General features: G+C 64.7%; 9 protein-coding genes and 1 pseudogene. 4 read left to right on the forward strand and 6 right to left on the reverse strand.

Translation table 11 applies throughout. The features are described from left to right. Positions 1-36 precede the first annotated feature (36 nt). The 4 genes and pseudogenes from PXJ20_RS15005 to PXJ20_RS15020 form a co-directional block, all read right to left on the reverse strand. Positions 37-324: pseudogene (locus tag PXJ20_RS15005) on the reverse strand ((2Fe-2S)-binding protein); the annotation flags it as partial. Further along, positions 305-1,465 (reverse strand): NAD(P)/FAD-dependent oxidoreductase, encoded by a 1,161-nt coding sequence (locus PXJ20_RS15010; protein WP_421031269.1) that lies wholly within the window; start codon positions 1,463-1,465, stop codon positions 305-307. The gene PXJ20_RS15010 and the pseudogene PXJ20_RS15005, both read right to left, overlap by 20 nt. A 42-nt stretch (positions 1,466-1,507) precedes the next feature. After that, the gene (locus PXJ20_RS15015) at positions 1,508-3,079 is read right to left on the reverse strand and encodes an ABC transporter substrate-binding protein (protein WP_421031268.1); all 1,572 of its coding nucleotides are present in this window, start codon (positions 3,077-3,079) and stop codon (positions 1,508-1,510) included. A 478-nt stretch (positions 3,080-3,557) separates the two neighbouring features. Continuing rightward, on the reverse strand, positions 3,558-5,324 hold the full coding sequence (locus PXJ20_RS15020; RefSeq protein WP_421031267.1) for a methyl-accepting chemotaxis protein: 1,767 nt from the start codon (positions 5,322-5,324) through the stop codon (positions 3,558-3,560). A 476-nt stretch (positions 5,325-5,800) separates the two neighbouring features. Between PXJ20_RS15020 and PXJ20_RS15025 the strand changes: the two genes are divergently transcribed. From PXJ20_RS15025 to dctA, 3 genes are all read left to right on the forward strand, one after another. Next, entirely contained in the window at positions 5,801-6,952 is a 1,152-nt protein-coding gene (locus PXJ20_RS15025) for an alpha/beta hydrolase (RefSeq protein ID WP_421031266.1), read from the forward strand. A 147-nt stretch (positions 6,953-7,099) separates the two neighbouring features. Further along, positions 7,100-8,017, forward strand: coding sequence for a LysR family transcriptional regulator (locus PXJ20_RS15030; RefSeq protein ID WP_026121190.1), 918 nt, complete (start codon positions 7,100-7,102; stop codon positions 8,015-8,017). Between the two features lie 40 nt (positions 8,018-8,057). Continuing rightward, positions 8,058-9,440, forward strand: a complete 1,383-nt coding sequence (gene dctA / locus PXJ20_RS15035; RefSeq protein ID WP_421031265.1) for a C4-dicarboxylate transporter DctA — start codon at positions 8,058-8,060, stop codon at positions 9,438-9,440. 24 nt (positions 9,441-9,464) lie between these two features. Here the strand turns inward: dctA and PXJ20_RS15040 are convergent, their stop codons facing one another. Together PXJ20_RS15040 and PXJ20_RS15045 are read right to left on the reverse strand one after the other, a co-directional pair. Then, complete coding sequence (locus PXJ20_RS15040; protein WP_421031264.1) at positions 9,465-10,247, reverse strand: substrate-binding domain-containing protein; 783 nt, start codon at positions 10,245-10,247, stop codon at positions 9,465-9,467. A 70-nt stretch (positions 10,248-10,317) separates the two neighbouring features. Further along, entirely contained in the window at positions 10,318-11,613 is a 1,296-nt protein-coding gene (locus tag PXJ20_RS15045) for an MFS transporter (RefSeq protein WP_199542164.1), read from the reverse strand. Positions 11,614-11,986: 373 nt separating this feature from the next. On the opposite strand from PXJ20_RS15045, the gene PXJ20_RS15050 reads away from it, so the two are divergent. Then, positions 11,987-13,723 (forward strand): CPBP family intramembrane glutamic endopeptidase, encoded by a 1,737-nt coding sequence (locus tag PXJ20_RS15050; RefSeq protein ID WP_421031263.1) that lies wholly within the window; start codon positions 11,987-11,989, stop codon positions 13,721-13,723. Positions 13,724-13,751 lie beyond the last annotated feature (28 nt).

Genomic DNA, 13,751 nt, shown 5'->3' on the forward strand with positions numbered 1-13,751 from the left:
GGCCACCGCATCGTCGCGCACGGTCGCGGCGAGTACCCGCCGACCGTGCTGGCGCTCCACGCGCATGCCGTCGCGTACCTGGACGAGGCAGGTCTGAACCGAAGCCACGCCGTCCACGTTCGCGAGGCACTCGAAACATACGCCCATCATGCAATACGGCGTGCGCGGGCTGCCGTTCACCGGCGTTGTGCGCGAGATCGGGGAAGCGAGCCGCAACAATACGGCGGCCACGCTTTCGCCCGGCTCTGCGCTGACCGTCTGTCCATCGACCGTTAAGGTCATGACGGGGGCCTGCTCCCCGGGGTCATGCAGTTTGCGGAACATTGAAACGTCCATGGTGAAAGATCTGTAGTTCGTCTGGAATCCGTGCTTGCGCCACCGCGGCGGCAAGCGGTCCGGCATGGAATGCGGCGAGCGTGATGCCGGAGTGGCACAGCGCGACCCAAGCGCCAGGGTAGTGGGCAGACTCGGCATAAACCGGGCAACCATCCGGCGTCATCACGCGCAGACACGACCAGTGCCGCACCAGTTGCGCCTGCCGGAGCGCGGGCAATATCCGGCCGGCCTGGCGGCTCATGCGGGCTGCGGCAGTCGTCGTCGTACTCAGGTCGTAGCCGACGTTTTCCTGCGTGACGCCGATCATCACGGTCCCTTCCGCCGTCTGCCGCAGGCCGCTCGCGGGCAGCGGCAGGATGGGCGCCAGGCGCTCGGTGACAAGCAGCTGACCGCGCTGCGGCCGCAACGGAACGTCCAGCCCGACCATGGGACCGAGCGCCGACGAACCCAGACCCGCGGCGACGACGACCCGAGGCGTCTCGAAACGCTGTGCGCCGACATGAACCGAGAAGCCGCCACCGGCGAGCGGCGCAATGCGCGAGACCGGACTGTTGGTCCGCAATGTGCCGCCGTGTACTTGCAGCCCGCGCTGTAAAGCGGCGAGCAAACGCAGCGGATTGACGTGGCCGTCCATGCGTCCATAACTTGCGCCGCTCACTTCCGGCCCGAATTGCGCCTTTGGGAACAGGCGCTGCAGCTGCGCGCGATCGAGCATCTCCGTACAGCTTGCTTGCCCTGGCAGTTGCTCGTGCCAGCGCGCGAGCTTCTCGGCCCGCTGTTCCCATTGCGTCTGACCGACGCAGAAGTGAATGCCGCCATTCGCCCGGTGGTCGATTTCGATGCCGCTATCCGCCGTCAATTCCTGCGCGAAGGTGGCCCACAATGCGGCGCTCCGACGCGAAAGCTGTTGATAGGCCGGCTGACCGAAGCCCTTTCCCTGCACCCATACGAGACCGAAATTCGCTTTGGCCGCGCGCAAGTCGCCATCTGCGCCGTCGAGCACGAGCACCCGCCAACCCTGCCGGGCGAGGCCGTAAGCAATGGCGCTTCCGACTACGCCCGCGCCCACCACGATGGCATCGCTGGATTGCGCATCGCGTCTATATTCTGGATCACTAACTGGTTTCATGAGCGTACGCGATGAATGAAACAGTTCGACGCATTACCGGTTTCAGTGATCAGCCAGCGTGGTCTTTTCGGTAATGAGCGGGGCGAGGTTCAGCGAGCCTTTCAGGTCGTAGCCATACTGCACCTTGTCGCTGTGCACCCAGACCTGGAGCAGACCGAAGAGCGGCACGGAGCACACGTCGTCGTGAATCTTCTGCTGCGCGCTTTTCCACGACGCGAGCTTTCTGTTGAGATCCGGCTCGACGCGCGCCGCGCGGATATCGGCGTCGGCGACCGAACAATGCGAGAAGTTGGACATCGCTGTCGGCGTATTCACCGAGGCAGCCGAATCGTAGAACTCGCTTAGCCAGATATCGGCATCCGGATAACGCGCCGCGCCGTAGAAGACAAGCGCGCTCAGATCTTTCCGGCTTTGCGCCTGGTAAGTCGAGTGATCGACGATCTGCATGTCCAGCTTGATTCCGGCTTTGGCCAGCTGTGCCTGGATGATTTCCATGATGGGCCGCTGCGCCGAGATGTTCGACACGATCGATTTGATCGCGACTCCGTTCGGATAGCCGGCCTGCGCCAGCAACTTGCGCGCGTTCTCGACGTTGTACGCGTAGCCGCCGCTCGAGCAGTCTTCTCCGAGGTAGCCCGGCGGAACGGCCGAGCATCCCTTGACGGCTACGTCGGCGCCCACGTAATGCATGATCTCGTCGATGTTGATCGACTCGGCAATCGCTTCACGCACCTTGAGGTTGTCGAGCGGCTTGATGGTGCGGTTGATGAACAGCGTGCGGAATTCCGCCGGCTGGAAGATGTCGACGTGCGCCCCGTTGCGCTTGCGCTCGCGTTCTACCCAGCGCTGCTCGCGCTTGCCGTAAATGACGTCGAGTTCGCCGGAAGCGAAGGCCAGCTCGCGATCGCTGTCTGAGGGAATCATCCGCCAGGTGATGCCCGCGAGCTTCGGCTTGCCGCGGAAGTACTGGTCGTTCGCGACCAGTTTCACGTACTGCTGCGTGACGTGCTCGCCAAATGCGAACGGGCCGGTGCCGACCGGATGATTGCCGAATTGACTGCCGTATTTTTCGGCAGCCTTCATGCTGACGATATAACCGCCGTGATAGTTCGACACGCGCCCGGGAAAATTGGCGTCCGGGTACTTCAACGTGACGCGCACGGTATAGGGGTCAACGGCTTCGACGCCGTCGATTTCGGCAAAGCTCGCGGCGAAGCTCGAACGCTTGGGGTCTGCGGCGCGCTTGAGCGAGTAGACGACATCTGCGGAGGTCAACTCGCCCCAGCCGCCCTGGAACTGGACGCCGTGACGCAGATGAAACGTCCAGACCTTGCTGTCGCTCGAGGCTTGCCAGCTTTCGGCAAGATCCGCTTCGAGCGATTTCGGATCAGCGCTGCCGGGGGCGAAACGCGCGAGGCCATTGAATATCTCGGCAACGACGGTGACGTCGTTCGTCGACGTGGCGCGGTCAGGGTCGAGCGTCGCGATGTCCTCGGCGCCGGAGGCCGCACGAATCACCGGGCGCGAATCGGCCTGCGCGTGAGCGGTGAACGGATACACGGCACCCGCCGCAGCCAGCATGCCGAGAAGCAAGGGGAAGAGTCGACTGTTCATGTAGTCCGTTCTTGAGTCGAAATGCGTTGTTTAGAACGCATCGTTATGGGTGGCCCTACGGTAGGACCGTCAAATTCGACTGTCAAAGACCGGGATTGGCGTGGGCTATTCCGTGCGGTTATAGATGGGGTAATCCCTGGCGGCGTGCCGAAGGCGTCTGCAACTCGCCTTGTCACTGCTCGCCCGTTGGCGCAACCAGGCGGGATGGACATCAACAGAATTGGACCTGGGCCCGAGATTGCCGCATCGCCGCGGCATGCCAGGTGTTTTCACTGGAACCCGTATGGCTCGCGGGCAGACGGGGCCGCCCGCGATACCTGATCGCTTCGCGCCTGTCGAAGCGGGCCGCGCAACGCAACGTGGAGAGCCGAAAGCGTGAGCTTGCGCAGCCTCACCCAATACGCCCGGCGCGCGCGAGCCGCGCGGACTCCATGACTGCGTTCATTGCATTCTCCCGTGATGAAGCGGTATGCGAGCGTCAAAAGGTTTCCCAGTCGCGAGCGGCATTCGCGCTCGCAAGGGCGGGAGCGGACGCGGGCGCCGCCACCGGCGTGCGGCTCGAAACCGCAGGCCGGTCAGCCGCACGGCGCTTCGCTGCCGGCTTGCGTGCCGTTGCGGCCGTTGCGGCTGGCGCGGCCGGGGCCACCGCGAGCCGGCCATACCGGGCTTCCTCGTTCGAACCCAGACGGAAGAACGACACGGCCTCGGTCAACTGATGCCCCTGGTCTTCGAGCGACCTCGACGCCGCCGCTGCTTCTTCCACGAGCGCCGCGTTCTGCTGCGTGACTTCGTCCATCTGCGTGATTGCGACGTTGACCTGCTCGATGCCGCGGCTCTGTTCGGTGGAGGCCGCCGCGATCTCGCCCATGATGTCGGTCACGCGCGCCACGGCCTGGGTGACTTCGACCATGGTGCTGCCCGCGTCGTCGGCAAGGCGCGAGCCGTCCTGGATCTTCTGCACGGAGGCGGCAATCAGATCCTTGATTTCCTTCGCCGCGCTCGAGGAGCGTTGCGCGAGGCTGCGCACTTCGCTGGCCACCACCGCGAAGCCGCGGCCCTGCTCGCCGGCGCGAGCGGCTTCCACCGCGGCGTTGAGCGCGAGGATGTTGGTCTGGAATGCGATGCCTTCGATGATGCCGGTGATCTCCGCAATCTTCGACGAGCTGTGGCTGATGTCGGTCATGGTCTCCACGACCTGACCCACTACGGTGCTGCCCTTGTGCGCCACCTCGGACGCATTGCCGGCCAGCGCGCTCGCCTGCTGCGCGTTCTCCGCGTTCTGCCGCACGGTGGAGGTGAGTTCCTCCATGCTCGAAGCCGTTTCCTGCAGCGAAGACGCCTGCTGTTCCGTACGCGAAGACAAATCCTGGTTGCCCGAAGCAATTTCGCTGGAGCCTGTGGCGATGCCGTCGGCGGCGGTGCGAACCTGGGCGATCAGCCGCACGAGGCTTGCCTGCATCTCGCTCATCGAGGCGAGCACGCTGCCCTTCGGCGCACTTTGGGCGCCGGCAACCGTGCTCAGATCGCCTGCGGCCACGCGGCGCGTGATGTCGCTGAGCGTGGATGGCTCTGCGCCAAGCGATCGCGTGAGGCCGCGCGTGATGAGCAGCGCCGCGACCACAGCAGCCGCAAGGGCGGCGAGACAGATGCCGATCAGCAGGACACGCTGGCTCGCATAGTGTTCGGCGGACTCCTGCATCATCTGCTGCGCGCGGCTACGCGTGTAATGGCTATAGGCGTTCGTTGCCTTGATGAGTTCGGCAAGCAGCGGGCGGCACTGGTCGTTCATCATCGCGATGGAATGATCGTGCTGGTTGTGCAGGGCGGCGTCGACGATGGCAAGCGCGACAGGGCCGTACTGCGTTTCGACGCGGTCGATGCCGGCCACGAGTTCGCGCGCCTGCTGGGTTGCGCTCGCGCTGTTCGCCACCGCTTCCTTCAACTGGCGAAGCCGCGCCTGCACATCTTCGTGGGCTTGCGTGACGGCCGCCTTTTCGATTTCGATGTCGCTGGGTTTGGTCACGAGCACGAGGTTGCGCGCGGCAATCGCGCGCCGATCCACTGCGGTGCGAACCTGTTCGGCCAGTTCCGCGCGGGCGCTGATGCCGCTCACGTAGTCCGAAAACCGTTCGTTCGCGTCGCCAAGCGCACGCAGCGCGATCCCCGAAACGAGCAGAACGAGGGACGCCAGCAGGCCGAAGGTCACGGTGAGTTTGGCTCGCACCGTCATTTCCTTGAAGTTCATACGCGTGTCCTCCTGTGGTTCGCATTGAACGATCTCTTGTCTTGCTATTTCGTCGCCGTCGCGCATTTCCTAAATCGCAATGCGCGCGCAAATCGTTTGCTTCAGGGTTTGCTCCAGGCAAAAGACCGAAAGGTCGCACGCACGTGCGTTTTTAGCGACGCATTTCCGGAAGAAAGGCTCCGTAACTCGAAGGCGGGAAAGCCGCGCAATGGAGCATTCGCTGAAACGGCGAATCGTGCGGAATGTCTTTGTCCGCAGGGCTTCCAGGCGCCACTTGACGCATATCGAGAACGACAGGAAGAGGAGGGCTCCAGCGGTCGGCGGCACCGCAACCGGCGGTTCGAGATCGGGTGACTGCGCCGATAGACCGGGCTTGACCGCGAGCAGGGGGCCAGAGGAAGTTACGGCGGCCCGCGACGGATTCGCCCGCCGCGTGCGTTAAAGGAATTCATGCCCGGATAACGGAAAGGACGAACATGCGGACGAACATGCGCTCCACCCCCTGCTCACGCGTGCTGGCTGCCGCCGCCCTCGGACTCTTGCTGCAGGTTGCGTCGGGATGCGCCGGGCAGGCGGCGTCTGTCGAAGCAGCCGCGTCCGCGCAGCCGAGGACCGATCCGCTAGTGCTCACGCCAGTGCCGGTCGTGCAGGACGGCCGGCTCGAGGTCGCGACGCCGGCGGGCCGGGGCGTTGTCCCGATTCACGTGACGCGCGACTGGTCGGTGCCGCAGCCCGACGTGACGCGTGCCGTCGTGGTCATTCACGGCTGGCCGCGGCGAGACCTGACGTCGGCGGAGCGGGCGGCGGTCGAGGCGGGGCCGGCTGCGCAGCACACGGTCATCATCACGCCGCAGTTCCTCATCGCCGCGGACATCGAGGCGCATCACCTGCCCGGCGACATACTGCGCTGGGGCCGGGACGGCTGGAAGACGGGCTACGACGCCCACGGGCCCGCGCCCATCAGTTCGTTCAGCGTGGTCGACACCATCTTCGCGCGCCTTGCCGACCGGCGGCTCTTTCCGTCGCTCGAACAGGTCGTGCTGGCCGGGCACTCGGCCGGCGGACAGTACGTGCAACGCTATGCGGCAGTGGGCCGGGGGCAGGCGCCACTGCTCGCGCAAGGCATCGCGATCCGCTACGTGGTGGCCAATCCGTCGTCGTATCTGTATTTCGGCGAGGCGCGGCCCGTTGCTACGTCAGCCGCGTCGTGCCCGCGCCTGAACCGCTGGGAATATGGGCTCGATGGCGGTCTGCCGCCCTATGTCCAGCAACCCGTCTCCGTGTCCGCCGTCGAAGCGCATTACCTGGCGCAGGACGTCGTGTATCTCCTCGGTACGGCAGACATCGATCCGAACCACAAGGAACTGGACCGTTCATGCGCCGCCGAGGCACAGGGCCCTACGCGCTTTGCACGCGGGCTCGACTACGTCGCCTGGCTGCGCACCCAAAGCGGCGGACATCTCGGCCAGCGCGTTCTCGAGGTGCCAGGCGTTGGACATAGCAGCACCCGCATGTACGCATCGCCGTGCGGCAGGGCGGCGCTGTTTGGGCGGGTGCCGGACGCCGCGCCTGACGGTGCGAATCCGACAGCCGACGGCCAGTGCGCCATGGCGGACCCACCCGGCTGATCGCGACGAGACAGGCATATCGACGCAAGCCACCGACGCAAGCCATCGACGGGTTCAGCACTGCGCGCAGACGAAAGACCCCTCGGCGCGGTGCGTCCGGCTCAATCGGGCAAAATACCCGGGATCTGAGATGCGGAGACCGGCCCCGTGGCGATTAACTTTGATTTGACGGACTTGCAGGCGTTTCGCGCCGTGGTGGAGTTGGGAAGCTTCCGCAAGGCCGCCGAGGCGGTCAGCATTTCCCAGCCGGCCTTGAGCCGTCGGATCGACAAACTCGAAGAAGCGCTCGGCGTGCGTCTCATCGAGCGCACCACGCGCAGTGTCACGCTCACCACTGTGGGCCGCGTATTTGCCCGCAGCGCCGAACAGCTGCTCGACGATCTCGACGTCGCGCTGCTCGGCATCCGCGATGTTTCGTCGAGCCGCCTGGGCCACGTGACCATCGCGTGCGTGCCTTCGGTGGCCTACTATTTCCTGCCGAACGTCATCGCGAACTATCATCGCCGCTTTCCACGCATCAGGGTCAAGCTGCTGGATTCGAGCGCGAACGAAGTGCTGGGCGCTGTTATCAGCGGCGAGGCCGACTTCGGCGTGAGTTTCATGGGCAGCCAGGAGTCCGACATCGAGTTCAAGTTGTTGCTGCAGGAGCGCTTTGTCGTGGCCTGTCGCCGCGACCATCCCCTCGCGCGCAAGAAGCGCGTCACGTGGAACGAGCTTTACGAGCACGAGTACGTGTCGGTGGACAAGACTTCAGGCAACCGCCTGTTGCTCGACCAGGCGCTTTCGGCGGTGGCGCCGCGTGCGCCGAGCGTGTGCGAGACGCGGCACGTCACCACGATGCTCGGGTTGGTGGAAGCGGGGCTCGGCGTGGCTGCGGTGCCGTCGATGGCCATGCCCGGACAGGATCACCCTGTTCTCACGAGCGTGCCGCTCGTCGAACCGGCAGTGAAACGGCGCGTGGGCATCGTGAAGCGGCGCGGACGGCCGCTCACGCCGGCCGCAGAGGAATTTCACCGGGCGATCATCGAAGCGAAGCGCGGCGGCATGGCCCGCAGCGCTGCATGAACGCGACGACGATAGAAAAGACTGGAAGGAAGACAGCATCGTGAGGTGGGCAAGACCGCCGGGTTCGTTGTACGTGCAGGTCCTCGTGGCCATGGTGCTTGGCGTGACCGTCGGCCATTTCTGGCCGACTGCGGGCGCGATGTTCAAGCCGCTCAGCGATGCATTCGTAGGCCTCGTGCGGATGATGATCGCGCCGGTCGTCTTTTGCACGATCGTCTCGGGCATCGCGTCGCTGGCCAACGGCAAGGCGATCGGACGCACGATCGTGCGGGCGCTGGCGCTCTTCTATCTCCTGACTGCGGCAGCGCTCCTGTTGGGGCTCGTCACCGCATTCGTGCTGCGGCCTGGTGCCGGCATGCACATCGATGTGCATCGTCTGGATTCGAGCATCCTCGCGCCCTATACGAAGCATGCACAGGCGCACGGGCTCGTGGACTTCGCGCTGAGCGTGATCCCGGACACGATGTTCGCCGCTTTCGCGAAGGGTGATGTGCTGCCTGTGTTGCTGCTCTCGGTGCTGTTCGGCTTTGCGCTGAACGCACATCCGCAGGCCGGTCGGCCGGTGCTGGCGTTGATCGACGGCATCGCCGAGATCGTGTTTCGCATTCTCGCAATGATCATGCGGCTCGCGCCGCTGGGCGCGTTCGGGGCGATGGCGTTCACGGTGGGCCGCTTCGGCATTGGCTCGGTCGGCTCGCTCGCCATGCTGATGGTGTCGTTCTACGTGGCATGCGGGCTCTTCGTGGCGCTGGTCCTCGCGTCGCTCGCGCGGCTGCACGGTTTCTCGCTCTGGCGGCTCCTGCGCTACCTGCGCGAGGAGTTGCTCATTGTTCTCGCGACGTCGTCTACGGAGCCGGTATTGCCGCGCCTGATCGTCAAGCTGGAGTCGCTGGGCTGCGACAAAGGCGTTGTGGGGCTCGTGCTGCCCGCGGGCTACTCGTTCAACCTGGACGGCACCGCGATCTATCTGACGCTCGCCTCGTTGTTCATTGCGCAGGCGTGCGACGTGCCGCTTTCGGCGACGCAGATCGCGACGATGCTCGCCGTCATGCTGCTCACGTCCAAGGGCGCGGCGGGCGTGTCCGGCAGCGGGTTGATTGCGCTCGTCGCTACGCTCGCGGTGATTCCCGATCTGCCCGTTGCCGGGGTAGCGCTTCTCGTGGGCATCGATCGCTTCATGTCCGAAGCGCGCGCCCTGACGAGCGTGATCAGCAATGCCTGCGCGGTGATCTTCGTGTCGTTGTGGGAAGGCGCATGCGATCGTACGCGGCTTGCGCAGAGGCTCAGCGGGGCCGAGCCGGGCGGCTCGGGCGGCGGCGATGATGCCGGTGATGAGGCTGTGACCCCGGCCGTAACCCCGGCCGTAACCCCGGCCGTAACCCCGGCCGTAACCCCCGCCCGGCGTGAGGGAAAAGCCGGCTGACGCAAGCCTTCCCGCGGTCTTGTCTCAATGTGCGGAAACGGAATCGAGACCGGTCGCTTTCACTTCGGGCTGCACGCCGGGTGAGGCGAGATAGTCGAGCAGCGCCTTCGCTTCCTTCGGATGTTGCGCCCCGACGGGGATGCCCGCGGCGAAGCGCGTGACCGACTGCAGAGACTCCGGAATCTTGCCGACGAAGGTCGCGCCCTGCACGGGCAGCAACTCGCTCACCTGCTGGAAGCCGATTTCATCATCTCCGTTCGCGACCACCGACGCCACGGGAATTCGCGGAATCATCTTTGCCTTCGATTTCACCTCATCCTCGATACCGAGTTTCTTGAACAGCTCCCGCTCGATATAGACGCCGCTCGCGCTGTCCGAGTAGGCAATCGACTTCGCATGCAGCAGCGTTTGCTTGAGCGCTTCGGGCGAGCTGATGTCGGGTTTCGCCGCGCCCTCGCGCACGACCATGCCGATGCGCGAATCGGCCAGCTCGACCCGCGATCCGGGAATGACTTTGCCTTGCTTGATCAGATCGTCGAGCGCATAGCCGACCATGATGACGGCGTCAGCAGGCTCGCCACGCGCGAGCCTGTTCGGAATCGCTTCGGGCGATTTGCCCATCGACGGGCCGAGCGCGGTTTCCAGCGTGTCGCCTGTCTGGGCGGCGAAGCGGGGGCCGAGCACCTTGTAGGCGGCGGTGAAGCCGCCCGAACTCATGACGTGCAGGTCGGCGGCCTGTACGTTCGCCGCCGCTGCGGAGGTGGCAACGAGCGCGGCCGCGCCGAGTTTCAGAAGCAGATTTTTCATGGTTGAGGTGGGGGGTGTCGTGTGTGTGGTTCGCGAGGATACGGACGGTCTGGGCATCAGTGCGCCGGCATTAGTGTGCCGGCGTCAGCGTCGCCGCGCGGCGGCGATAGAGCGCGAACGTTGCGCAGAGGGCGCACGCCGCGGCGAGGCTCATCCAGTAGCCAGGGGCAGCCTTGTCGCCGGTCATGTGGATGAGTGCCGTCGAGATGGCCGGCGTGAAGCCGCCGAACACGGCTGTCGCGAGGCTGTAGGCCAGCGAGAAGCCGGCAACGCGCACCTGGACCGGCATCACTTCCGTGAGCGCCACGACCATCGCGCCGTTGTAGATGCCGTACATGAACGAGAGCCAGAGGAGCACGAGCAGCATGTTGACGAACGACGGCGCGTGAGCGAGCAGCGAAAGCGCAGGATAGGCGGTGGCGATGGTCAGCACCGTCATGCCGACGAGGAGCGGCCGGCGGCCGATCTTGTCGGAGAGCGCACCGCCCACCGGCAACCACACGAAGTTCGACACGCCGACACACAGCGTGACGAGCAGGCTGTCGGCGGTGCTCAGGTGCAGCACCGTCTTGCCGAAGGTGGGCGCATAGACCGTGATGAGGTAGAAGCTCGTGGTGGTCATCGCCACCAGCAACATGCCGGCAATCACGACGCCCCAGTTTTGCAGCAACGTGCCGAACACTTCCTTCATGCCGGGGCGATGCTGGCGCATCTTGAATTCCTGCGTTTCTGCCAGATTGCGGCGCAGCATGAAGATGAACGGCACGATCATGCAGCCGACGAAAAACGGTACGCGCCAGCCCCACGCGGCGATAGCCGCGACGCTCAGCCATTGATTGAGCGCGAAGCCGAGGCCCGCTGCGATGACGATCGCGACCTGCTGGCTCGCGGACTGCCAGCTCGTGAAGAAGCCCTTGCGGCCAGGCGTGGCCATTTCGGCCAGATAGACCGACACGCCACCCAGCTCGGCACCTGCCGAAAAGCCCTGCAGCAGCCGACCGAGCAGTACGAGCGCCGGCGCGAGAAGTCCGATCGTGGCGTAACCGGGGATGAACGCGATGAGAATGGTGCCGCTCGCCATGATGGAGAGCGTGACGATGAGGCCTTTGCGGCGGCCGGCTTCGTCGATGTAGGCGCCCAGCACGATTGCGCCTAGCGGGCGCATCAGGAAGCCGGCGCCGAAGACGGCGAACGTCATCATCAACGAGGCGAACTCGCTCTCGGCGGGAAAGAAGACTTTGGAGATCTGCGTGGCGTAGAAGCCGAACAGGAAGAAGTCGAACTGCTCGAGGAAATTGCCGGCCGTGACGCGAAAGACCGTGGCGGCCTTCGAATGTCCAGTCGGAAGGCTAGACGAGGGGTGCATCGAGGTGTCTCCTGAAATCCGGAAAATGCGCGGGGGTCTGGGTGTTTGTGTTTTGGGCAATGTTCGCCCGAAGCCGGAAAAACGATAAGTGCGATTTTCGGAACGATTGATGTGATTTGATTATCAATTGCCCGATGAGCTTCGCTGCTGCCCTGCCATCCGATTCGCATCGTTTTTCAGGGCGCGGAGCCGATAACGCCGTGCGAGATGTCGCGCTCAAGATTGCCTGCCGGATGCCGTTAATGGCAGATGGCTCATAGGGTTCGTCGCATAGGGTTCGTCGATCATGCGTAAAACAACATCCAGATTCATGGCGCTTTGCGCTTTCGCTGCGTTATCGATTGGCCGCGCCGCCGCTTCGGAAGGTACGGATATGCGGGTCGACGAACTCCGCGCGTCGAGCGAGGCAGCCCGCGTCGTGGAGAACAGCGAGAAGGCCGCATACGACCACACGCTGGCATCGTATCGGCGAGCGATGCTTGAACACCCGGCCGATGCCGCGCTGGCATTGTCGGCATGCCAATTCAGTGAGCATTTCGGCATGTCGGAAGAATTGACCTGGGCCGACGCGGCGGGAAAAGACTTCGATGCCTGCCGGGAAACCCTCGAAAGACAGCATGCGTCGGATGTGGAAGTCGAGTTGTTCCTGCTCGAACACAAGTTCGGCGAGCCGGCGATTGCGTTCGGTGAGCCGCTCGTGCCGCGCGCCCGGAACTGGTCTTCATCGCAGCAGGCGCGTTTGCATGCTGCGCTTGCACGCGCCTACGCCTACGTGAAGAACGACGAACGCTCGGGCAAGGAGGCCGTTCTCGCCACGCAGCTGGATCCCGCCAGCGTGCAACTCGTTCCCGCCATGCGCTATCTCGCCAAGAAGGGCGACCCCGCCGCGGCGACCCGGTTGCTCGAAGCGGCGCCGTTGCCGAAGTTCGCGTGGGCGGAAACATCGCGGATCCGCACGGCGACGGAGATTCTTCCGGGAAATGCCGCGATCGATGAGTTGCATCGCGCGCAGCGCGCCGGGCTGAAGATCGATTCCTATACGGCGGCGCGTGCCCTGGAGCGTACCGGAGACGCCGCCGGCGCGGACGCTCTGCTGAGCGCCGACAAGGCGTCACGCAAGATCGGCACACCGCAGGACCGGCAATTCCGCCTCGACGTGGCCTTCGCTGCCGCGGACGCGAAAGCCGCCGCCGACGTCATCAGCGATCAGTACGCGGCAACGAAAGATGCAGGCCACCTCGTTTCGGCGTACGCCCGTCTGCTTCGGCTCGATCCGTCACTTGCCGCGCGCGCGGATCTCATTCCGCTCGCGTGGGCGCTTGCCGGCTGTCTGTTCGCCTTTGTCGCGGCTCCGGCGCTGCTGGTTTTTCCGGTCCACTATCGCGGCACCGTTCGGCAACGCATCGGTAAGCCCTGCGTGCCGCTGTTCGAGCGCATCGGATTGCGGCATGCATGGCTCGCGCTTGCGATCTTGTTGCTCGCGCTCTACGCGGTAGCGATGCTCCGTTTCGGAGGCAACACGTCGATATCGCCTTCGGGAAGCGGCGTGGGCCGCATGGGGTGGCCGAAGCGCGTCGCGGTGTCGCATCTGTGGACGCTGTTGTTTTGCTCCATCGCGCTCATTCCGGTCGGCAGGCTGCTTTCGTGGCGTGAATGGACCGGCAGCGGCCGGTGGAACAAGCGGTGGTTTCTGCTTCCGGCGGCGCTGCTCGGGGTGGCCGCCTATCAGTGGTTGCGGCACCGCGCTGCCATGCCGCCTGTCTGGTCCGACGCCACCTGGTCGGTTGCGCTCGTCCATGGCGCGCAGTCGCTCGGCGGCATACCGCTTGCGCTGGCGATCATGTCGGTCTGGGTGCCCATCATGGAGGAACTGGTCTTTCGCGGCTGCCTGCTGGGCGGGCTTTCACGCCACCTGAGCTTCGGCTGGGCCAATATCCTGCAAGCGCTCCTGTTTGCGGGCTTGCACCACGACGGCCAGCACTTCGTCTACCTTGCTGCGTTTGGCTTGATTGCAGGGTGGCTCGCCAGGAAAACGAAAGGATTGGCGATGCCAATAGCGTTCCATGCCCTCAATAACGCGCTTTTCGTGTTGATGGTGGCGGCTCGTTAGGATCACACAGCGACCGCTTCGGCATACT

This window comes from Paraburkholderia sp. A1RI_3L (genome assembly GCF_048957895.1).
GTDB lineage: Bacteria > Pseudomonadota > Gammaproteobacteria > Burkholderiales > Burkholderiaceae > Paraburkholderia > Paraburkholderia kururiensis.

Excerpts from the sequence above, each read along its gene's own strand:
- PXJ20_RS15040 (WP_421031264.1), bottom strand. The coding sequence starts at position 10,247 with ATGAAAAATCTGCTTCTGAAACTCGGCGCGGCCGCGCTCGTTGCCACC.
- PXJ20_RS15025 (WP_421031266.1), top strand. The coding sequence starts at position 5,801 with ATGCGGACGAACATGCGCTCCACCCCCTGCTCACGCGTGCTGGCTGCC.
- PXJ20_RS15020 (WP_421031267.1), bottom strand. The coding sequence starts at position 5,324 with ATGAACTTCAAGGAAATGACGGTGCGAGCCAAACTCACCGTGACCTTC.
- PXJ20_RS15010 (WP_421031269.1), bottom strand. The coding sequence starts at position 1,465 with ATGAAACCAGTTAGTGATCCAGAATATAGACGCGATGCGCAATCCAGC.
- PXJ20_RS15045 (WP_199542164.1), bottom strand. The coding sequence starts at position 11,613 with ATGCACCCCTCGTCTAGCCTTCCGACTGGACATTCGAAGGCCGCCACG.
- PXJ20_RS15015 (WP_421031268.1), bottom strand. The coding sequence starts at position 3,079 with ATGAACAGTCGACTCTTCCCCTTGCTTCTCGGCATGCTGGCTGCGGCG.
- PXJ20_RS15050 (WP_421031263.1), top strand. The coding sequence starts at position 11,987 with ATGCGGGTCGACGAACTCCGCGCGTCGAGCGAGGCAGCCCGCGTCGTG.